Source organism: Pseudomonas sp. MWU13-3659 (genome assembly GCF_023757525.1).
Lineage (GTDB): Bacteria > Pseudomonadota > Gammaproteobacteria > Pseudomonadales > Pseudomonadaceae > Aquipseudomonas > Aquipseudomonas entomophila_E.
The window spans coordinates 99,593-121,186 of record NZ_JAMSHW010000004.1 but is presented as its reverse complement, the minus strand read 5'-3'; the positions used below and the strand labels follow the sequence as shown (position 1 = coordinate 121,186).

Here is a 21,594-nt window from a genome sequence, read left to right as displayed (position 1 = left end):
GTAAGGCTATTGAGCGGTTATCGGCGCGGCACGGGCGAAATTGAGGTTTCTTTTGCGGCACGGCCAGCGCCAGACCTATGTACGACCTGCGGCACTGCTGCGGCCGGTCTGATAGGCCTTTTGCAAGGAGCCGCACATGGACTCGAATACACCCAACCCACATCAGGCCCTCCTCGAACGCCAGCTGCCCGTCTGGACACAGGACGCCCTCCCTGAGCACTGGCAGCGGCTGAGCGAGGGCATCATGCCGATACAGGGCTTGCCCGGCGCCGAGGCCGACTGGTTCGCCAACGCCGCGCCTGACCTGCGCGAAGCCGTGAAGGCCAGCCAGGCACGCTTGATGACCTCGCAACGCTCGTTGGCCGCGCAACTACGCGGCCTGAAGAACATCACCGCGTTCGCCGAGCCCCTGCTTGCCGAACGCTTGCGCAAAACATACGGCGTCAACGCCCCGCTACGTACGGCCGGGTTGGTATGGCTAAGACACTTCTACACCTTCCAGGTGTATGTCACCCACCACGAGCACCGCACGCTGCTCGAAGCGGCCCTGCAGAACTTCGCCGACCCCGTCACCTTCAGCTGGGACAGTGCCCTTGCCCTGGACGGTGACTGGACTGTGCGCAAGACAACGGTGACAGGCAAGACGACCCTGGGCGACAGTGAAACAGGGGTGGACATCACCCTGCCTTCGGAGCAGGTGACCATCAAACCGCTTGCGCTCTCGCCCGCCGACTTCGCCAGGGCCTGCCGCGAACTGGACCTCGGCCAGCGCTACCAGGAGCATCTCGATACCCTGTTCGCCCCCTCCGCCGTTCGCCAGCAGGCGGTCCGTGTGCTCCAGGACAGCCTGCGCCTGGCCAGCGACCTGGCCAGGGTGCGCCATCAACTGAGCGGCGCAGGCTGGGATGCCGTGCAATCGATGCTGGCCGATGGCTGTGCATATTCCTGCGAACAGTTGTGCCTGTTCGGCATTACCCTGCACGAAGCCGCCATCATCGACACAGGCACAACCGGCCTGCTGCTCTACCTGCCAGGCCACCAAGCGGCATTACGCGCGTTCGACAACCTCGATGCCCTGCACAAGCAGTTACGCACGGAACTGTTGGATGCGGTGTTCCGCCAACGCTTCATGGACTACGTACCGAGCGCGCAACGCGCCCTGTTTGCCAGCCGACTCCGGCAGAACCTCGACGCCAGGGGTGACACGCCCGATGATCAGCCCTGGGCACTGCGCAACGGTGCCGACCTGCACCCGACAACCTCACCCATCACCGGTGACCTTTACGATTTCCTGCACGATGATCACCTGGCCCGTCTCAAGCGTGAGGCCAGGCAAGTGGCCGTGCCCACCGCCGATGCCGACGAACTGGCCTATAAAGCCCGCAAGGCCTTATGGGACAGCGTTGGCCTCGATGCGCTGATGATTGCTGGCATGTTCGTACCGGCCCTGGGCACGATCATGACCGCAGTGGTTGCCTATCAGTTGCTGGATGAAGCCTATGAAGGCTACGAAGCCTGGCAGGTTGGCGATCGACAGCAGGCTATCGACCATCTCGCGTCGGTCGCGCTCAACCTGGCGGTGATCGGCGGTTTGCACCTTGCTGGCAAGGCAGTGAAGCAGCTTGGCTCGAGCGCATTGATGGAAAGTCTCGATCCGATCACCCTCGACGACGGCAGCCAGCGCCTGTGGCGACCGGTGCAAGGCCGCCTGCTGCAGGACTACCCGCACCTGACCAGGCCAATGGCCGGGCGCATGCAGGCCGAAAGGCAGCTTCCATCGAAAGCCGTTGCATCCCTGCACGACGACTTGGCCCGCCAGTTCCTGAACAGCGCGTTGGAGGGCCTTTTCCTGCCCGAGCAGGCCGGCGCCGACAGCGAACGCCTGATCATCAATGCCCTGCCCCAGCTCCCAGGCTGGCCGGCGCAATTGCGCCTCGAGCTGCGCGCGGCGTCGCCTCGAGGCGTGGTATTGATGGCCTCTGGCGCCGAACCGGGCAGCCGCACCTGCATCGTGATCAAGTCCGCCGAAGGTTACGAAGCCTATCTTGGCGATCGGCCGGCACCGCAGCCTCGGGATCATGACCTCGGCAGGGCTGCTCTTCACGCGCTGTCCGGAGGCGACCGCCAGGCCCTGGGGCTGACGCTCGATGATGCCGATAGCCTGCGCGGCGCGATCCACCGCCTGGTGGTATCAGACAACACCCGTGCCATGCGCCTGCTCGAACCCTCTGCGCTGGGTTGGGGACCGCGCGGCGGGCTGTCGGGGGGCATGGAAGAGGCGGCCCCGCGCATCGACATCGGTGCGGCGTTCCGACGCTACCGGCAGCTCTATCCCGAGGCTGCCGACTTCCAGATCAACGAACAACTGACGCAATGGGTGGAGGCTGGCCTGGACCCAGTGCAACAGATGGCCGACCTGGAACGCCAACTCATGGACTTTCGCGGTGAACTGCGTACATGGGCCGGCGATGATCCGTTGCGCCATGCCGCCGCCCGTAGACTGGTGAGCAACTGGCAACGCATTTCGGAATATGCCGAAGAGGAAGGGTACGCCGTGCACCTGCTCAGCCTGTCCGACCTGGCGTTGACCAACGAGGACCTGGCCGCGCTGGCGTTGCCTGACCGCTTCGAGCATATCCGCCGCGTGGACCTGAATGGCAATCGCAACCTGACCGAGCTGCCCGCGGAGTTCCTCGAGCGCTTTCCCCGGCTGGAACGCCTGCACCTGATGGACTGCGGTCTGACACAGATCCCCAATATCGCAGTGCCGGAGTCGCTGCGCTGGCTCGACATGCAAGGTAATCGAATCATCTGGAACGATGCCAACCAGGCAGCTCTTGACCGGCTGAGCGATCTCGAGCTGCTGGACCTGTCGCACAATCCTCTGGGCCGCAGCCCCGACCTCGGTCGGTTGGACGACCTCGACATGCTCAACCTCAACCACTGTGAGCTCGTGACTTGGCCTACAGGCATTCGCGCTGACGACGACTGGCGCCCGACGGTTTTCGACATGCGCGACAACCGCTTCGCAAGCCTGCCGCAAGACCTGCAACTGTCCCGCGTTGCCGCCCAGAACTTGTGGCTGGAGAGCGACGACCTGAGCGAGCAGATCAGCCAGCAGATCCAGACCTACTACGACCAGCACGGCATCGACCTGCTGGTTGCCGACGTTGACTACGACGAAATGCTCGAAGACACCGACGTCGGCGACTGGGCCATCTGGAATGATCTGCCACTTCCCTATCGCCGCGAGCTCCGGGGCCTGCAGCAATTGCCCGACTACAGCCAGCCACGATTGTGGGAGCGGCTGCGCACCTTTACCGACCCTCGGGTGAGAGGCTATGCCTTGTCGATCGGCGCAATGAGACTGCTGGACGACGAGGTGTTCCCTCCGCCCTTCGAGGAATGACCCCAGGGCCGGTGCCACACTTCGCTTCATGAGCCAGACTGGTGTTTTTCAGCCGGTGAGCGCATGCTCACCGGCTGAAGCGTTTCATCATCTGGATTAGAGAGGTGCAGTGCCCATGGACCGTCTGCTCGATTCGCTGTTTCCCGCCCCCGCGGACATTCCCGAGGCCTGGCGCCTGGGCGAACCTCTGGAACAACGCGATTACCTCGTCGCCGGTGAACTCAGGCGCTGGGACGGCCCGCTGGCCACGGTACGCAGCCCGGTCTGGCTGAAGGACGGCGACAGTGAGCGCCAGGTGATCCTCGGCAGCGCCCCGCTGCTCGATGCCGATACCGCGCTCACCGCCCTGGACGCCGCCGTCGCCGCCTATGACAAAGGCCGCGGCGCCTGGCCGAACATGCGCGTGGCCGAACGCATCCAGCATGTCGAGGCATTCCTGGCCCGTATGCGCGAGCAGCGCACGGCCGTGGTCAAGTTGCTGATGTGGGAGATCGGCAAGAACCTGAAGGACTCGGAAAAAGAATTCGACCGCACCTGCGACTACATCGTCGACACCATCAATGCACTCAAGGACCTCGACCGCCGCTCCAGCCGCTTCGAGCTGGAACAGGGCACCCTCGGCCAGATCCGCCGCGCACCGCTGGGCGTGGCCTTGTGCATGGGCCCCTACAACTACCCGCTGAACGAAACCTTCACCACGCTGATCCCGGCGCTGATCATGGGCAACACGGTGGTGTTCAAGCCGGCCAAGTTCGGCGTGCTGCTGATTCGGCCGCTGCTGGAAGCGTTCCGAGACAGCTTCCCGGCTGGGGTGATCAACGTCATCTACGGCCGTGGCCGTGAGACAGTCAGCGCCCTGATGGCCAGCGGCAAGGTCGACGTGTTCGCCTTCATCGGCACTCATAAAGCCGCCAGCGACCTGAAGAAACTGCACCCGCGCCCGCACCGCCTGCGCGCGGCCCTGGGCCTGGATGCCAAGAACCCCGGCATCGTCCTGCCTCAGGTCGACCTGGACAACGCCGTGGAAGAGGCCGTCACCGGCGCGCTGTCGTTCAACGGCCAGCGCTGCACCGCCTTGAAGATCCTCTTCGTGCACGAGGATGTGGTCGAGCCGTTCCTCGACAAGTTCCAGCGCAAGCTGGCCGCGCTCAAACCCGGCATGCCCTGGGAACCGGGCGTTGCCCTGACGCCACTGCCGGAGCCTGGCAAGGTCGACTACCTCGATGGCCTGGTGGCCGATGCCACAAGCAAAGGCGCCAAGGTACTCAATGAAGGCGGTGGCCAGAGCCGCGGTTCGTTCTTCTACCCCGCCCTGCTCTACCCGGTCAGCCGCGACATGCGGGTGTACCACGAGGAACAGTTCGGCCCGCTGGTGCCGGTGGTGCCCTACCGTGACCTGCAGACGGTGATCGACTATGTGCTCGACTCCGACTACGGCCAGCAGTTGAGCCTGTTCGGCAACGACCCCGAAACCATCGGCGCGTTGGTCGACATCTTCGCCAACCAGGTGGGGCGCATCAACCTCAACGCCCAGTGCCAGCGCGGCCCGGACACTTACCCGTTCAACGGCCGCAAGAACAGCGCCGAAGGCACGTTGTCGGTGCACGACGCACTGCGGGTGTTCTCCATACGCACTCTGGTGGCAACGAAGTTCCAGGATGCAAACAAGCAACTGATCAGCGAGATCATCCGCAACCGGCAGTCGAGTTTCCTGACCACCGACTACATCTTCTGACGCCCCATTCGCCAGCAAGCCGTTTAGCGCCTACGTGTAGGAGCCGGCTTGCCGGCGAACCGCCTTTTTATAGAAAAACGATCTAAAGCGACTGTCGATTTTCCACCCGCTTGAACGACTCTAATCATCCAGGTGTTGCAACCCACCCACGTGAAAGGAGCTTACGAACATGGCAGTCAAACCCATCCCCGAAGGCCAGCACAGCATCACCCCCTACCTCGGTATCAAGGGTGCCGCCGATGCCATCGAGTTCTACAAGAAGGCCTTCAACGCCGTCGAGATGTTCCGCCTGGAAGGCCCGGACGGCCGGGTCGGCCACGCGGAACTGAAAATCGGCGACTCCTCGTTGATGCTCGCCGACCCGTGCGACATGCCAGACAGCCTCAAGGCCACCCAAAGCATCAAGGATCCGGCTGTCGGCCTGCACCTCTATGTCGAGGACTGCGACAAAATCTACGACCAGGCCATCAAAGCCGGCGCCACAAAAGTCACGGAACTGAAGGACCAGTTCTACGGCGACCGCAGTGGCGCCCTGAAGGATCCGTTCGGCAACGTGTGGTTCGTCTCCACGCACAAGGAAGACCTCAGCGTCGAGGAGATCCGCGCCCGCGCCGCGAAAATGTTCGCCGGCCAGTAAGCCCCAGGCTGCGAGCCTCAAGCCAGAGTTGAAAGCATCGCCGCTTTGCTTGAAGCTTGGGGCTCGTAGCTTGGAGCTGCTTCTCAATGCGTATCATCGAAAAATCCGGCGTGCAGGTGCGCAGCCTGACCCTGGCCGAAGAGGAACTGCTGGCCGGTTTTTCCGCCGGCACCCTGTCCGGCCCCCGCCTGCTGCAAGCCAACCAACTGCTCATGAAGGTGCGCGGCGCCAACCAGTGGCTGGCCTGCGACTGCCGCAAGGATGCCCTGCCGGTGCTCAACGTCACCCTCAACGGCAATACCGGCACGCTGTTCCTGCGCAACAACCCCGACACCCCGGAGCACGCCACGGGTTGCCCGTTCACCAAGGATCCGCGGGAGGCCAGCGAGCATAGTGACGAACTCGCTCAACCTGCCGCCTGGCTGACGCCGGATACACCCTTGCGCCTGCTCGGCGACTATAGCCGCGCCAGTGATAACGATGCGCCCGCGCGCGCGCGCGAACCGGGAGAGCGCCGGGAACAGCAACGCCTGCTGTCTTTGCTGTTGACCTGGATCGAGGCCAGTGGCCTCAACGTCTACGCCACCCACTTGAAAAAGGACCTCACCGCACAGTTCGCCGAACTGCGCGGTGTTGCCAGCCGTTATCCGTTGCTGGAGCGGGTGCCGGCCAGCAACTACCTGGAAACCCGCCTGGACATGAAGCACATGATGATGCTCAAAGCCCGGTTGCGCGAAGCCACGGTGTTCGGCACCCACCGCCGCCATGGGCTGTTGCTTGACTGCATCGAGCAGGTCAAGGGGCGCAAGGTCATCAACGCCCGTAGCGAGGACGGCTTCGATTTCCAGGGTAATCACCAGTACTGGGGGGGCAACCGGACCGACGGCCCATTGCTGGCGCTGGCGCTGTACTCGCCTGCCACTGCGGGCAGCCACTTCTACGAATTGATTCATGTGGCCAGCGTGCCCGTGCTGTCACGGGCGCATCTGTTCCCGATCTACCGCGACGAAGAACGCGAGCCGCTCAAGGCACTGGTGTCGTTGATCGACTGGATGGCGGGCAAAGGCGTGAAGGTGTTGATGCGCCGGCCGGTGATCGGTGGCCAGGTGATGGATGAGCTGGTGCTGACCTCGGACCAGGACCGCGTGCTGTCGGTGTCGTTGCTGGAAAAGCCGCTGGGGCCGGAGCCCGATGCCGAGAACTTCAAGCGCTACGCCGACTTCAAGAGCCTGGAGACCTTCCGCAAGTACGTGGCGGGGTTCTTCATGCGCGAGCGATAGGGTGCCGGCCTGTAGGAGCGGCTTCAGCCGCGATTACCCGCGAAGCAGGTGGTGGACACCGCGGTGCCCGCATCGCGGCTAAAGCCGCTCCTACAGGTTAGAACGCCGCCTTGAAGATCGCTTCGATCTCCACCTGGCTCGCCACCCGTGGGTTGGTCAACCCGCAGGCATCTTTCAGCGCATTGGCCGCCAGCACCGGCACATCCTCGACCTTCACACCCAGCTCCGCCAACCCATCCGGGATACCAATCGCCGCCGCCAGGTGTTCAATGGCCGAAATCGCCGCACCGGCGCCCTGCTCCGCATCCAACCCGCACACCTTGGTGCCCATCGCTTTGGCCACATCGCGCAGGCGCGCCGCGCTGACCTTGGCGTTGAAGCGCTGCACATGGGGCAGCAGCACAGCGTTGCACACGCCATGGGGCAGGTCGTAGAAACCACCCAATTGGTGCGCCATGGCGTGCACATAGCCCAGCGAGGCGTTGTTGAACGCCATGCCCGCCAGGAACTGCGCATAGGCCATGTTCTCCCGCGCCTGCAGGTCGCTGCCGTCCGCCACCGCCTGGCGCAGGTTGTCGCTGATCAGGCTGATGGCCTTGAGCGCGCAGGCGTCGGTGATCGGCGTGGCCGCCGTCGAGACATACGCTTCGATGGCGTGAGTCAGGGCATCCATACCGGTGGCGGCGGTCAGCCCCTTGGGCATGCCGACCATCAGCGCTGGGTCGTTGACCGAGAGAATCGGTGTGACGTTGCGGTCGACGATGGCCATTTTCACATGGCGTGACTCGTCGGTGATGATGCAGAAGCGCGTCATCTCGCTGGCCGTGCCGGCGGTGGTGTTGATGGCGATCAGCGGCAGCTGCGGCTTGCTGGAGCGATCCACACCTTCGTAATCGCTGATATGGCCGCCGTTGGTGGCGCACAAGGCGATGCCCTTGGCGCAATCGTGGGGCGAGCCGCCGCCCAGCGAAACCACGCAGTCGCAGCGCGATTGCCGAAGCAGGGTTAGGCCCGCCTCGACGTTGGCGATGCTCGGGTTGGGCTTGGCGCCATCGAATACCACCGAGTCGATATCACGCATCGCCAGCATGCCGGCGATACGCTCGGCCACGCCGGCCTTGGCCAGGCCCTGGTCGGTGACGATCAGGGCCTTGCGCAGGCCGTAGCCGGCGATGGCGGTCATCGCCTCGTCCAGGCAGTCGATGCCCATGATGTTCACGGCGGGGATGAAGAAGGTACTGCTCATGGCCGGGTCCTCTCACGCTGACGGTTTGCCTTGAGCATCTACCTGGACCGCAGCGAGCATCTTGACCCAGGACAATGGCCACGCCGGTCCGGCACGTATGGCTCTTTGTAGGAGCCGGCTTGCCGGCGAACGGCACCCTCCACATCATCCCAGGAACAACTGGTACGCCGGATTCTGCGTCTCATCCCAATACCGATACCCCATCTCATCCAGCGCCTTGGGCAGCCCGTCCAGTTCATCATCCGGCACCTCCAGCGCAGCAAACACCCGCGCCTCGGCCGCGCCATGGTTGCGGTAATGGAACAAGCTGATGTTCCAACGCTTGCCCAGCCGTTCAAGGAAACCGAGCAAAGCACCCGGCCGCTCCGGAAACTCGAAGCGCAGCACCCGCTCATTGACGCCTGGCGCCGCGTGCCCGCCCACCGTGTGGCGCACGTGCAGCTTGGCCAGTTCGTTGTCGGTCAGGTCCAGAACCTGATAGCCCTGCTCGCCCAGGCTGGCCAGCAACTGTTGGCGCGGATCGTGTTGCGGATGGGTCTGCACCCCGACAAACAACCGCGCCTCCTTGCCTGGGTAATAGCGGTAGTTGAACTCGGTGATCTGGCGCTTGCCCAGGGCCTGGCAGAACGCGCGGAAGCTGCCGGGCTGCTCGGGGATGGTCACGGCGATCACCGCTTCGCGCTGCTCGCCCAGCTCGGCGCGCTCGGCGACATGGCGCAAGCGATCGAAGTTGACGTTGGCACCGGAGTCGATGGCCACCAGCGCCTGTCCCTGCACACCCTCCCGAGCCACGTACTTCTTGATCCCGGCCACCGCCATGGCGCCGGACGGCTCGGTGATCGAGCGGGTGTCGTCGTAGATGTCCTTGATCGCCGCGCACAGCTCGTCGCTGCTGACCGTCACCACCTCGTCGACGAAGTGTCGGCACAGCTCGAAGCAATGGGCGCCGATCTGGGCCACCGCCACACCGTCGGCAAAGGTGCCGACCTGTGGCAGGATCACCCGTTCGCCCGCCGCCATGGCAGCCTGCAGGCAGTTGGAGTCTTCCGGTTCGACACCGATCACCTTCACCTCGGGCCGCAGGTACTTGACGTAGGCGGCAATGCCGGCGATCAACCCGCCGCCACCGACCGGCACGAAGACCGCGTGCAGCGCGCCGGGGTGCTGGCGCAGGATCTCCATGGCCACGGTGCCCTGACCGGCGATCACGTCCGGGTCGTCGAACGGCGGTACAAAGGTCGCACCGTCACTGTCGGCCAACGCCAGCGCATGGGCCAGGGCATGGGGGAAGCTCTCGCCATGCAGCACCACGTGCCCGCCACGGGAGCGAACGCCCTCGACCTTGAGTGATGGCGTGGTGGTGGGCATGACAATGGTGGCCTTGATGCCCAGGTGCGCGGCCGCCAGTGCCACGCCCTGGGCGTGGTTGCCGGCCGAGGCGGTGATGACCCCGCGCTCGCGCTGGGCGGGCGTCAGGCGTGACAGGCGGGTGTAGGCGCCGCGGATCTTGAACGAGAACGTCGGTTGCAGGTCTTCGCGCTTTAGCAGCACCTGATTACCCAGCGCCGCGGACAGCGCGGGGGCGACTTGCAGGGGTGTCTCGATGGCCAGGTCGTACACGGGCGCACCAAGAATGCGGCGCACCTGCTCGGACAGCAGTTGCTGGGGCGTTGCGGGGGTACGGGGGCTGACGTTCAGATTGGTCATCGATGACTCCTGGTTCTTGTTTGAAGTGCCCAGGAGTCAGAGAGAAGAAACCCGCCTCCAGGGCGGGTTCGGTGCACGTACGCGCTAGCCCGCCAAACCGATAATGGCGGTAATAATAATGCTGGCGGCGAATGGGTGCGGGAATGTGTTCATGGGTCGGGAACTTAGCGTGGGCGAAGCCGGCGCGTCAACACCCTTTCGCCGCTTCCTGCGCCGAAACCGGCACGTCGAACACTTTGTCGAAGCCCCACTGGAACACAAAGGCATAGACGAAGAAGAACACGAACAGCGCCAGGTTGGTCACCAGCGCCGCCCACAGGCTGATATCCAGCCAGTAGGCCACCAACGGCAGCAGGATCACTACCAGCCCGCCCTCGAAGCCCAGGGCATGCAACAGGCGGCGCATGAAGGTGCGGCTGCGTTTGTGCTGGCGTGCTTCCCAGCGCTCGAAGAGCCAGTTGTAAGCCATGTTCCAGCTCATGGCGATGGCCGACATGAGGATCGACAGCACCGTCGACTGGGCCATGCCGGCGCCGAACGCCAGCTCCAGCGCCGGTGCCACGCAGGCCACGGCGATGGCTTCGTAGAGGATGGCCTGGACGACCTTGCGTGCCTTGCCTTGCATGTGCGACTCCCGGAAGAAAAGACCTACAAAGTTACTAGAAGCAGCCTGTAGGAAAAAGCCTGAAATACTTTGTTAACTGATCATTCAGTCAAGATTCGCTAGCATAAACGTTTCAGCATCACCCTTCTCCCTGGCACACGAACGGTCGCCGGGCCTCTTCGGCCCTGGCCTTCAGACCCGTTCGGCAATGGCCTGTCGCCACGATCCGCGACGGCCCCCGCATTGGACAACCCCGCATTCGGCTGCTTGTATCTATGACTTGCAAGCAGCGGCAAGTCTTACCACTTCGTCCAGGGAATCGTACGAGGAATTAGACGATGGCTCACACCGTCATGATGGTATTCGGTACCCGCCCTGAAGCAATCAAGATGGCCCCACTGGCCCGTGTGTTGCGCACCTGGCCAGGGATCGACCTGCACATCTGCTCCACCGGCCAGCACCGGGAAATGCTCGAGCAGGTGCTCACCGCGTTTGGCCTGAAGGTCGACCAGGACCTGCAGGTGATGACCCAGAACCAGACCCTCAACGGCCTGTCCCGCGACCTGCTGGACAAACTCGACCAGGCCTACGAGCGGGTCAAGCCCGAGATCGTGCTGGTGCACGGCGACACCACCACCAGCTTCATCGCCTCGCTGGCCGCCTTCCACCGGCACATCCCCATCGGCCATGTCGAGGCCGGCCTGCGCACCGGCAACCTGCAGCAGCCCTGGCCCGAGGAGGCCAACCGGCGCCTGACCGGGGTGCTCGCCGACCTGCACTTCACCCCCACCCGCGACTCCGACGCCAACCTGATCCGCGAAGGCGTGCCGCCCGAGCACATCGAAGTCACCGGCAACACGGTGATCGATGCCCTGCTGTGGATGCGCGACAAGCTCAAGCACGACAACTGGCGGCCCGCCGCCGATTCGCCGCTCAATGTGCTGCGCGACGACCAGCGCATGGTGCTGATCACCGGCCACCGCCGCGAGAACTTCGGCAGCGGCTTCGAGCGCATCTGCCTGGCCCTGGCCGAACTGGCCCTGCGCTATCCGGACGTGCAGTTCCTCTACCCCGTGCACCTCAACCCGCAGGTGCAACACGCCGTCTACAGCGTGCTTTCCGGCCGCGAGAACATTCACCTTGTCGCCCCCCAGGACTACCCGCACTTCGTCTGGTTGATGAACCGTGCCCACGTGATCCTCACCGACTCCGGTGGCGTGCAGGAAGAAGCGCCCGCGCTGGGCAAACCGGTGCTGGTGCTGCGCAAGGTCACCGAGCGCCCCGCCGTGCTCAAGGGCGGCACGGTCAAGCTGGTCGGCACCCTGACCGAACGCATCGTCCACGAAACCAGCCAGTTGCTCGACGACCCGGCCGCCTATGAGCGCATGGCGCGGGTGTTCACCCCGTTCGGCGACGGCCACGCCAGCGAGCGCATCGCCGAGCGCCTGACCCGCTGGTTCGCCGAACAATCCGCCGCCCGAGACAACGCATGAGCCTGGCTTTCATCGACTTCCTCACCTATGTCCTGTTCGGCCTGAAGATCCTCGCCATCGTCCTGGCCACGCTGATGTTCGTGCTGGGCCTGGACGACCTGTTCATCGACCTGTGCTACTGGGGCCGCAAGCTGATCCGGCGCTTCCGCATCTACGACAAGTTCGAGAAGGCCGACGAGAAGCGCCTGTTCGAGGTGCCGGAAAAACCCCTGGCGATCATGGTCCCGGCCTGGAACGAGGTGGGCGTGGTCGGCGAGATGGCGCGCCTGGCGGCCTCGACCATCGACTACGAGAACTACCAGATCTTCGTCGGCACCTACCCCAACGACCCGCAGACCCAAGCCGACGTCGACGCCGTGTGCCTGCACTACCCCAACGTGCACAAGGTGGTCTGCGCCCGCCCCGGCCCCACCAGCAAGGCCGACTGCCTGAACAACATCATCGACGCCATCCTGCGCTTCCAGCAGGACGCGCGCATCGAGTTCGCCGGGTTCATCCTGCATGACGCCGAAGACGTCATCTCGCCCATGGAACTGCGCCTGTTCAACTACCTGCTGCCCAACAAGGACATGATCCAGATCCCGGTGTACCCCTACGCACCGGAATGGAAGGGCTTCACCGCCGGGCATTATGTCGACGAGTTCGCCGAGAACCACGGCAAGGATGTCATCGTGCGCGAGGCGCTCACCGGCCAGGTGCCCAGCGCCGGGGTCGGCACCTGCTTCAGCCGTCGGGCGATCAGCGCGCTGCTCGAGGACGGCGACGGCATCGCCTTCGACGTGCAGAGCCTTACCGAGGACTACGACATCGGTTTTCGCCTTAAACAGAAAGGCATGAAGTGCATCTTCGCCCGTTACTCGATCACCGACCCTGCGTTGGCCCTCAAGCAGGACTGGCGCCCTGGCATGAGCCGCGAGTTCTCCCAGGTGATCTGCGTGCGCGAACACTTCCCACGCGACTGGCAGCACGCCATCCGGCAGAAGTCGCGGTGGATCGTCGGCATCGTGTTCCAGGGCACCAGCAACCTCGGCTGGAGCCGCAAGGGCGCGCTCAACTACTTCCTTTGGCGCGACCGCCGCGGGTTGTTCGCCTACCTGCTGAGTTTTCTGGTCAACCTGTTGCTGCTGGTGCTGCTGGCCATGTGGCTGGTCACGGTGATCGCGCCAGAGTCATGGCGCTTCATGTCGATCCTCGGCGACAGCAAGCTGCTCTCCACCCTCCTGTGGCTCAACGGCCTGCTGCTGGTCAACCGCCTGTTCCAGCGCGGCTGGTTCGTCACCCGCTACTACGGCATCTTCGAGGGGCTGCTGTCGGCGCCGCGGATGATGTGGAGCAACTTCGTCAATTTCTTCGCCAACCTGCGCGCCCTGCGCCAGGTCATGGAGATGGGCGACTCGCGCCGGGTGGCCTGGGACAAGACCACCCACGAGTTCCCCGCCCTCGCCTCGCCTGCGCGCACGCCCCTGGGCCAGCGCCTGGTGGAGAAAGGCCTGATCAGCGAAGAGCAGCTGCACCAGGCGATCACCAGCCCGGTGCGCCGACGCCTGGGCCGCGAGCTGCTGCTGCGCGGCTGGCTGAACAGCGAACAGTTGGTCGAAGCCCTGGCCGAACAGCTGGACTTGCCATGGGCGCCGCTCAACCCGTTCAAGATCGCGCCCGCGCTGATTGCCAAGCTGCCGCGCAAGCTCGCCACCCACTACGGGGTGCTGCCAGTAGATGAAGACGGCGAGACCCTGGTGTTGGCCAGCGAAAGCCCGGTAAGCCAGGTGTCACTGGGGGTCATCAGCCGCCAGCTCAAACGCCCGGTGCGCGCTCGCCTGGCGCCCCAAGGCCGGGTGACACTCGGCCTGCGCTACCACTACCCGAGCGAATGGCAGAAGCCCGAAACCCGCGAGATGCTCGCGGTGCTCGAGCGCCGCCAGGATGACGCCAGGCTGCTGGAAGACGTCAGCACCCACCAGGTCATGCTCGGCACCCTGCTACAGGTGCGTGGCATGGTGCCGGCGACCCTGTTCAACCAGGCGCTGATCGACTTCGACCCCGAGCGGCAGAGCCTGGGCGAACACCTGATCAGCCGCGGCATCATCACCGAAGAGATCCTGCAGCAGGCCCTCGCCGAACAGGCCAGCGAACAGCAGGCCGCCTATGACCTGACCCGGGAGGTGGCATGAAGCCCCGTGTTTCCCTGACGTTCGCCAGCCTGCTGCTGTGTTCCTCCGCCCTCGCCGCCCCGACGGCACCGATGACCGACTTCCAGCGTTTCACCAGCTTCCCGTTCATGGAACGCGGGTACCGCGAGGCGCAGAAGGACAACTGGCCCGAAGTCGAGCGCCTGACTCGCCATGTGCTCAAGCGTGTGCCCAACAACAACGAGGCCCGCGCCCTGCTGGCCGAGTCCCTTGCCCACCAGCGCCGCTACAAGGAGGCCGAGGCGATCGCCGAGGTGCTCGACGACAACCCCGAGCACGCCGACGCCCTGCTTGAGCTGCGCCTGACCTGGATCGAACAGGATCCGCCGCCCGCCAGCCAGGTCGAAGGCTGGATCGCCAGCAGCAACAGCAATCAGCGTATCCGCCTGTGGCAGGCCTACAGCCTGAGCCTGGCCAAGTTCGGCGGTGCGCGCCGCGCCCTGGACTGGCTCAACCAGCTGCCGCCGCGCGACGACGGCATGGTGCTGCGCCTGGCCCGGGGCAACTTCTCCGAACAATTACGCAACTGGGGCGAAACCATCGACCAGTTGCAACCGCTGGCCGACAAGGGCCAGTTGCCGCCGGAGGACTGGCAGCGCCTGGCCAACGCCTATATCCAGCGGGTCGACGAAAAAGGCCTGAACAAGCTGCTGGCCAGTGCGCCGTCGCAAGAGGCCGCCACCCGCGCCCGGCTGGCCATGGCCGACCGCGCCATCGCCATGGGCCACAACCAGCAGGCCGAACGCTGGCTGCACAGCGTGCCGGCCGATCAACTGCAGCAGCCCGAACAACGCCGGCAGTTGTGGGAGCTCGCTCGCGAGGGCGACGACGCGCCGCTGGTGCAACACCTGAGCAATGAATTGCAGCGCCCTTGCCTGGAAACCGTCGACTGGCTGTCACGCAAGGACCTGGCCTTGGCCCGCGAACAGCTCAAGGGCTGCCAGGCCAGCGACAACCCTCGTTCGTACGCCATTCTCAAGCAACGCCTGTATGGCGACCCGCCCCAACCTGCGCAACCACGCACGGCAGCGCAGTGGGAGCAGCACTACCGCCAGACCGGCGACCTCGCCGCCTTGGAACAGGCCAGCTTCATGCTGCTCGACCAGGGCCAAGGCGAGCGCGCCCGCCAACTGCTGGAGCAAGCCTATGACCGCCGCCAGGGCCGCCTGACGCCCTCGCTGCTGCAGCGCCTGGGCAATCTCTATGCGCGCAACGACAGCCCGCTGGACAGCCAACGCATGCTTGCCCTGGTGCCTCGGGTAGATGCCGCCACCCGTGGCCTGCTGCTCGGCCGCCTGGCCGAGGCCGGCCAGTGCGAGGCCGTGCGTGGCGCGATACCGGCCAACCCGACCGAAGCCGGCCAGTACCGTGCACTGGGCCGCTGCGCGATGCCCGACCAGCCCGGTGAAGCGGTGGTCTACTACCAGGCCGCCGAACGCCTGGGCGACTCGGGCAGCCGCCTGCCCCTGGCCTACGCCCTGGAGGCCTCCGGCGACTCGCAGGCAGCCCTGCCGATCTGGAACAGCCTGCCCGCCAGCGCCTGGACCGACAATGCGCGTATGACTGCCGCACGCGGTGCGCTGAACACCGGAGACGCCACCAGCGCCCGCCGTCATTGGGACGCCGCCGCGCACAACAACGCCGACGACTGGGCACTGGGCGCCGCCATCGCCCAACGCCAGGGCGACCTGCCACAGGCACTGGTCTTCCAGCGCGAGGCCCTGCGCCATGCCCCGCGCGCCGATCACTACTACGCCGCCGCAGGCACCGCGCAACAGGCCGGCGACACCGCGCAGAGCACGGCCTGGCTGGCTGAAGCCGTACGCCTGGCGCCTGACCAGCCGCGCTACCGCGCCGACTACGGCATGCGCCTGGCCGGCGCCGAGGACAAAGCCCAGCGCCGTCAGTCGATCCCCTATCTGGAGCAGGCCACCCGCGACTTCCCCGAGGACTACCGCCTCGGTGAAACCCTGGCCTTGCGCTACGACGAGTTCGAGGACAGCGCTGCCGCCCGCCGCGAGCTGCGCCGGGTGCTGGATGTGGAGCAGAACCTGGTTGATGGCGACGACGAGTACGGCAGCCTGGAAGCACGCAAGTACCGCCAGCGCCGCGCCCACGAGACCTTGTCGCGGCGCGACAGCGTCACCCTGGCCAGCACCTGGTCGCCCGCCGGCACCTCGACCAATGACCGCTTCCTCGACAACGGCACCCGCAGCGGCAGCTCGCGCAAGGCGCAGTCGCAGAACGTGCAACTGGCGATGTGGGACCACGCCCTGGGCGAGGAGCCCAGCCGCAACGGCAGCACCTTGTCGGTCTACGGCCGGGTGTTGTTCGGCGGCCAGAGCCGCACCGACTACGCCCAGAGCATGGGCACCGGCATCGGCTTGCGCTACAAGCCGCTCGGCCAGGCCAACCTCAACCTGTATGCCGAGCTCTACCACCAACGCCAGATCGACAGCGACCACTACAGCGGCCTGAGCCTGGGCGAGTTGCTCAGCCCGGCCAAGGTCGGCGGCAACTGGGGCGACCTGCGTCACCATGCCGAATCGAGCAACGATCTGCTGCTGCGCGCTACCGCTTCGTTCCTCGACCAGGGCCGCTACCGCAACGATTGGCGCATCGACGAGGACGACTGGGACGAACGCTTCCTTTATCTGGACGCCGCCTGGTGGACCCGCGCCGGTGACCATGCCTGGCTGTCGCGCTTCCAGCAGGGCCACGCCTGGAAGCTGCCCAGCCAGTCGCCGCAGACGATCATGCCCTACGGGTTCCTCGAGTTCTCCAGCCAGGACCCAAGCAACGACTGGCGCCAGGACGCCCGCGCCGGGGTTGGCGTGCGCTGGCAATGGTGGTTCGACGACGACCGCTACAACGCCTACCGCGGTTCGCTGAAAGTGCGCGCCGAGTACCAGCAGGCGCTGGGCGGCAACCTCTATGAACGCGCCAACGGTGTGCTGCTGGGTGTGGAGATGAACTTCTGATGCGTACCTTCCTGGCCATCTGCCTGCTCGCCCTGTGCCTGCCCGCCCAGGCCGACCAACGCCTGTTCTACCAGCCGCTCAACCGCGACGCGAGCGTCACCCCCGCGCAATGGCAACAACTGTGGCGCGCCACCGTGGCCCAAGGTGGCAAGACCGTGATCGTACAGTGGAGCGCCTATGGCGACAGCGACTTTGGCGGTGCCCGAGGCTGGCTGGCCAGCAGCCTGCGCGAGGCGCGTGCCCAGGGCCTGGAGTTGGTGCTCGGGTTGTACATGGACCCTGCGTACTATCAGCGCCTTGAAGAACTCGATGGCGCGGGACTGAACAGCTACTTCAAAGCCCAACTGGGCCGCTCGCTCACCCAGTACCAACAGCTGCGCGCCAATTGGGCATTGCCGGTGAGCGGCTGGTACCTGCCACTGGAGCTGGACGACCTGCATTTTCGCGATCCAGCCAGGCGCGATGCGCTGTACGCCCAGTTGCAGGCATTCAACCGGCAGTTGGACAAGCCCCTGCACATCAGTGCCTTCAGCGCTGGCCAGCTGTCGCCACGGGTCAATGGTGAATGGCTCGATCAACTGGCGAGCCGTGGTTTGAATGTGTGGTGGCAGGATGGCGCCGGGACCGGGCGCTTGGCACCGATGGTGCGCCAGGGCTATGAACAGGCGCTGCCCTGCCGGGTGGGGATCGTGCGCGAAGCGTTCCGCCAGGTCAGCAAGCCCGGCCAGCCCTTCCGTGCCGAACCGGCACAGCCCGCCTTGAGCGGGGGGTGCCATGCCGAGACGGTGTTTGCCCTTAGATACAGGCCTTGGGCCAAGGGCGTGCTTTCCTATCCCTAGGCACTGCGATATATGGCACCGGCTCTGCCGGTGTTCGCGGGTAAACCCGCTCCTACAGGGGCCGCACGGTCGTCGGGATCGGCACCGTACCTGTAGGAGCCGGCAAAGCCTGCGAAAGGGCCAGCGCCGTCAACAACAAACCGTCGACTCCGCAGGAACTGTGGAGACGACAATAAACCTGAAGGACCTTGCCGGCCCGCCATGTACAAGACCCTAGAAGCCCACATCCGCCAGCAGGTCGCCCCCGCCGCCCTGCGCGCCGAGTTCCGCCAGCACGAATTCGAGGCGATGCGCCGCTTCTGCCAACTGATCTTCTGCATCGGCATCGCCATCTGGCTGGTCTTCGACCTGATCGTCAGCTACCTGGGCGGCCAGGGTTTCACCTGGCTGTCGGGCCTGTTCATCGCCCTGTTGTGCAGCCTCACCGTGGTCCTGGGTTTCACCCGCAAAAGCCCGCACTTCGACGTGCTCAACCTGTTGTTCGTGGCGGTGATCACCCTGGCCATGCGCCTGGTGATCGAGGGCATCCCCATCGCCCTGCGCCCGGTGTGGCTGGTGCTGGGCGTCTCGACCGTGCTGTACACCGTGTCGGTGCTGCCGGTGCGACGCTGGTCGTTCTTCTGCGCCATGGCCATCACCTGGCTCATGCTCAACCCCTTCTACCACACGCGCATCGCGCTGCTGGAGCTCGAAGGGGCGATGCTGCTCAGCTATGCGCTGTGCCTCAGTGGCCTGGTAGCCTACAGCTACCTGCGCTTGCGAGAGGCCAAGCTGCACAACTTCTACCTGACCAAGGTGCTGCTGGAACAGGCCTATGTCGATGCCCTGACCGAAATCCCCAACCGCCGCTCGTTCATGGCCAAGGCCGAGAAGCAGCTACAGCAAGCGGGCCCTGGGCAGTTCCTGGCGATGATCGATATCGACAATTTCAAGAAGGTCAATGACCGTTTTGGCCATGACATCGGCGACGAGGTGCTCAAGCGCGTGGCGGGGCATATCAAGGCGGCGATGGTCGGTTTCGAAATCGCTCGGTTGGGCGGCGAGGAGTTCGCGATCTTTTTCCAGGGGCTGAATGAGCAAGGGGCTGAGGAGCAGGTCGGAGCCCTGTGTCGGCGGGTGCGCGAGGACGCTGCGGAGCATCCGGTGACCATCAGCATTGGGCTGACCCGGGTCGACAGCGGGGATACTCTGACCTTGGCGTTGATTCGCGCCGACCAGGCGTTGTATGCGGCCAAGCACACCGGCAAGGACCGGTTCGTGGTGTGGGACCACGGTCTTGTGGATGCCTGACGTGCGCTGTTCGCCAGCAAGCTGGCTCCTACGGGTGCGGGCTAACCGGTACTAGCCCGCCGGCAACCGAATCCTGAACTGCGCCCCGCCCAGCGCCGATTGCGCCACGGTCAGCGTCCCGCCCTGCCCTTCGATGGCCCGGCGGCTGATCGCCAACCCCAACCCGAACCCGCCGGTATTGCGATCGCGGCTTCGGTCCAAGCGGTAGAACGGCTGGAAGATCCGCTCGCGTTCTTCGGTCGGAATACCGATACCATCGTCCTCCACCGTCAGCAGGCAGGCGCCATCCTCTTCCAGGCGCAAGCGCAGCAACAGGCTCTCGTCGCAATAGCGCATGGCATTGCGTACCAGGTTCTGCACCGCGCGCGCGGTCAGGCGTGGGTCGAGCACGAAGCGCGGCAGGTTCGCGTCGGCACGCACCTCCCACTGGATGCCGCGGCTGTCGAGTTCTTCGGCGAACCCTCCCAGCACACTGTCCACCAACTCCAGCAAAGACACCTCGACCCGCTCGCGGGCCTGGTCGAGGCTTTCCATGCGGCTGTAGGACAACAACTCAAGCACCAGTTCATCCAGCTCTCGCACATGCCCCACCAGCTCCAGCAGGCGCTTGCGGCTGGGCGGCGGCACTTCGTCGAACAGCAGCACCAGACCGAAATCCAGGCGGGTCAATGGGGTTCGCAGCTCATGGGACACGGCATTGAGCAGTTCACGCTGTTGATTCACATGCCGCTCCAGGTCGCTGGCCATGGTGTCGAACACCCCGGCCAATTCGCCGATGTTCGAACGCGGCGAGATGTGCGTGCGCTCCGACATTTCGCCATGCCCCAGGCGCCGGGCGGTTTCCTTCAGGCGCTCCAGGTCGCGCCAGTGCGGCCATACCCACAACAACAGGCAACCAAGCATCGCCGCGCCGATCAGCACGGTCACGCCCCAGGACAGTACGTTGATATCCAGCGGATCGTCCGGCGAATGCAGGCGCACCATCCACTCCCCGTCCAGTGCCGCCAGCGCCGTTTCGTAATAGCCCCAGTCGGCCAGCCGCACCACGAACAGGCCATGTTCGAGCCGGGCTTTCTCCTCCGCGCTCAAGTCGGCATCGGCAATGCGCTGCAAGCGCACTTCCAGCGGCTTGAACACCGTGGCCAGGTCCTTTTCCACCGTCGGCCACTGCTCCCGCGGCGCCTGTTGGAACTGGCGCACGATCAGGGTCTGCACGCCTTTGGCCTGTTCAAGGTTGTAGGCCAGGAAGCGCTCATGGAACAAACCGACGATGGTGTCGGGAATCAGCGCGATCGCGCCGGCATAGGCGACGATGATCACCAGGTACAGCCGCACCAGGATCTTGAGCATGGCCTGTCAGTACTCCCACTCGACCCGGCTGAACAGGTAGCCCTTGCCCCACACGGTCTTGATCTTGCGCGCCTCGCCGGCGTTGTCGTCGAAGCGCCGGCGCAGCTTGGAGATGGCCACGTCCACCGAGCGGTCGGTGCCGTTGAACTCGATGCCGCGCAATTGCTGGAGGATGCGGTCGCGGCTCATCACCTCGCCGGCATTGCGCGCCAGCACCACCAGCAGGTTGTACTCGCCGCTGGACAACTCCACCTCCTCGCCGCGCCAGCTCACGCTACGCTCGGCCAGGTCAATGCGCAGGCCGCCGACCTGGATCAGGTCGCTGTCCAGGCGCGGCTCGTTGACGCTGCTGCGGCGCAGCAGGGTACGCACGCGGGCCAGCAGCACCCGAGGCTCGCAGGGCTTGGTGACGTAGTCGTCGGCACCCATTTCCAGGCCCAGCACCTGGTCGTGGCTGTCGTCGCGGGCGGTCAGCATCAGAATCGGCAGGCACTGCGTCTCCTGGCGCAACAAGCGGCACACCTGCAGGCCATCCAGGCCGGGAAGCATGAGATCGAGGATCACCAGGTCCGGTTTCTGCCGGCGAAATTCGTCCAGCACATGGTCGCCCCGGGCAATCACCCGGACATGGAAATCGTTGCGTTGCAGGTAGCTGGCGATCAGCTCGGACAGCGCGCTGTCGTCTTCGACCAGGAGAATGTTGGGCATAAAGTGAATTTGACGAAAGATTGAAGTCAGCCAGGATATAGAATCCTGCGCCAGGCACCGCCAATGCTTCACACTTTTTCACATACCGCCTACACAGCTTAACAGCGGCCACGCGAACGGCTGCCT

14 protein-coding genes are annotated in these 21,594 nt (G+C 65.0%); 9 read left to right on the top strand and 5 right to left on the bottom strand.

Going from position 1 to position 21,594, the window contains the following annotated elements:
* Positions 1–136: 136 nt before the first annotated feature.
* From NGM28_RS07470 to NGM28_RS07455, 4 genes are all read left to right on the top strand, one after another.
* On the top strand, positions 137–3,409 hold the full coding sequence (locus tag NGM28_RS07470; protein ID WP_252089465.1) for a dermonecrotic toxin domain-containing protein: 3,273 nt from the start codon (positions 137–139) through the stop codon (positions 3,407–3,409).
* 115 nt (positions 3,410–3,524) lie between these two features.
* Complete coding sequence (locus NGM28_RS07465; protein ID WP_252089464.1) at positions 3,525–5,144, top strand: NADP-dependent glyceraldehyde-3-phosphate dehydrogenase; 1,620 nt, start codon at positions 3,525–3,527, stop codon at positions 5,142–5,144.
* 169 nt (positions 5,145–5,313) lie between these two features.
* Positions 5,314–5,781 (top strand): VOC family protein, encoded by a 468-nt coding sequence (locus tag NGM28_RS07460; RefSeq protein WP_240063073.1) that lies wholly within the window; start codon positions 5,314–5,316, stop codon positions 5,779–5,781.
* A gap of 86 nt (positions 5,782–5,867) precedes the next feature.
* On the top strand, positions 5,868–7,061 hold the full coding sequence (locus tag NGM28_RS07455) for a DUF8534 domain-containing protein (RefSeq protein ID WP_252089463.1): 1,194 nt from the start codon (positions 5,868–5,870) through the stop codon (positions 7,059–7,061).
* A 97-nt stretch (positions 7,062–7,158) separates the two neighbouring features.
* On the opposite strand, the gene yiaY is transcribed toward NGM28_RS07455, so the two are convergent.
* The 3 genes from yiaY to NGM28_RS07440 all read right to left on the bottom strand — a co-directional run bounded on the left by yiaY (position 7,159) and on the right by NGM28_RS07440 (position 10,639).
* A complete protein-coding gene (gene yiaY / locus NGM28_RS07450; RefSeq protein ID WP_252089462.1) occupies positions 7,159–8,307 on the bottom strand; it encodes an L-threonine dehydrogenase in 1,149 nt (382 codons plus the stop codon).
* Between the two features lie 144 nt (positions 8,308–8,451).
* Entirely contained in the window at positions 8,452–10,014 is a 1,563-nt protein-coding gene (gene ilvA / locus NGM28_RS07445) for a threonine ammonia-lyase, biosynthetic (RefSeq protein WP_252089461.1), read from the bottom strand.
* Positions 10,015–10,201: 187 nt separating this feature from the next.
* Positions 10,202–10,639, bottom strand: a complete 438-nt coding sequence (locus NGM28_RS07440; RefSeq protein WP_240063077.1) for a PACE efflux transporter — start codon at positions 10,637–10,639, stop codon at positions 10,202–10,204.
* Positions 10,640–10,956: 317 nt separating this feature from the next.
* Here NGM28_RS07440 and wecB point away from each other — a divergent pair, with 317 nt between their 5' ends.
* From wecB to NGM28_RS07415, 5 genes are all read left to right on the top strand, one after another.
* Positions 10,957–12,111, top strand: a complete 1,155-nt coding sequence (wecB, locus tag NGM28_RS07435; protein ID WP_252089460.1) for a non-hydrolyzing UDP-N-acetylglucosamine 2-epimerase — start codon at positions 10,957–10,959, stop codon at positions 12,109–12,111.
* Positions 12,108–14,282, top strand: a complete 2,175-nt coding sequence (nfrB, locus tag NGM28_RS07430) for a cyclic di-3',5'-guanylate-activated glycosyltransferase NfrB (protein ID WP_252089458.1) — start codon at positions 12,108–12,110, stop codon at positions 14,280–14,282. The genes wecB and nfrB overlap by 4 nt, the downstream gene beginning before the upstream one ends.
* Positions 14,279–17,281: a phage receptor gene (locus tag NGM28_RS07425; RefSeq protein ID WP_252089456.1), complete on the top strand. Its 3,003-nt coding sequence runs from the start codon at positions 14,279–14,281 to the stop codon at positions 17,279–17,281. Before nfrB ends, NGM28_RS07425 begins: the two co-directional genes overlap by 4 nt.
* The gene (locus NGM28_RS07420; RefSeq protein WP_252089454.1) at positions 17,281–18,120 is read left to right on the top strand and encodes a DUF4434 family protein; all 840 of its coding nucleotides are present in this window, start codon (positions 17,281–17,283) and stop codon (positions 18,118–18,120) included. Before NGM28_RS07425 ends, NGM28_RS07420 begins: the two co-directional genes overlap by 1 nt.
* 201 nt (positions 18,121–18,321) lie before the next feature.
* Positions 18,322–19,410 (top strand): GGDEF domain-containing protein, encoded by a 1,089-nt coding sequence (locus NGM28_RS07415; RefSeq protein ID WP_240063082.1) that lies wholly within the window; start codon positions 18,322–18,324, stop codon positions 19,408–19,410.
* Between the two features lie 51 nt (positions 19,411–19,461).
* Here NGM28_RS07415 and NGM28_RS07410 read toward each other — a convergent pair whose 3' ends face one another.
* Positions 19,462–20,760: an ATP-binding protein gene (locus NGM28_RS07410; protein WP_240063083.1), complete on the bottom strand. Its 1,299-nt coding sequence runs from the start codon at positions 20,758–20,760 to the stop codon at positions 19,462–19,464.
* A gap of 6 nt (positions 20,761–20,766) precedes the next feature.
* Entirely contained in the window at positions 20,767–21,468 is a 702-nt protein-coding gene (locus NGM28_RS07405) for a response regulator (RefSeq protein WP_011534131.1), read from the bottom strand.
* Between the last annotated feature and the right edge of the window lie 126 nt (positions 21,469–21,594).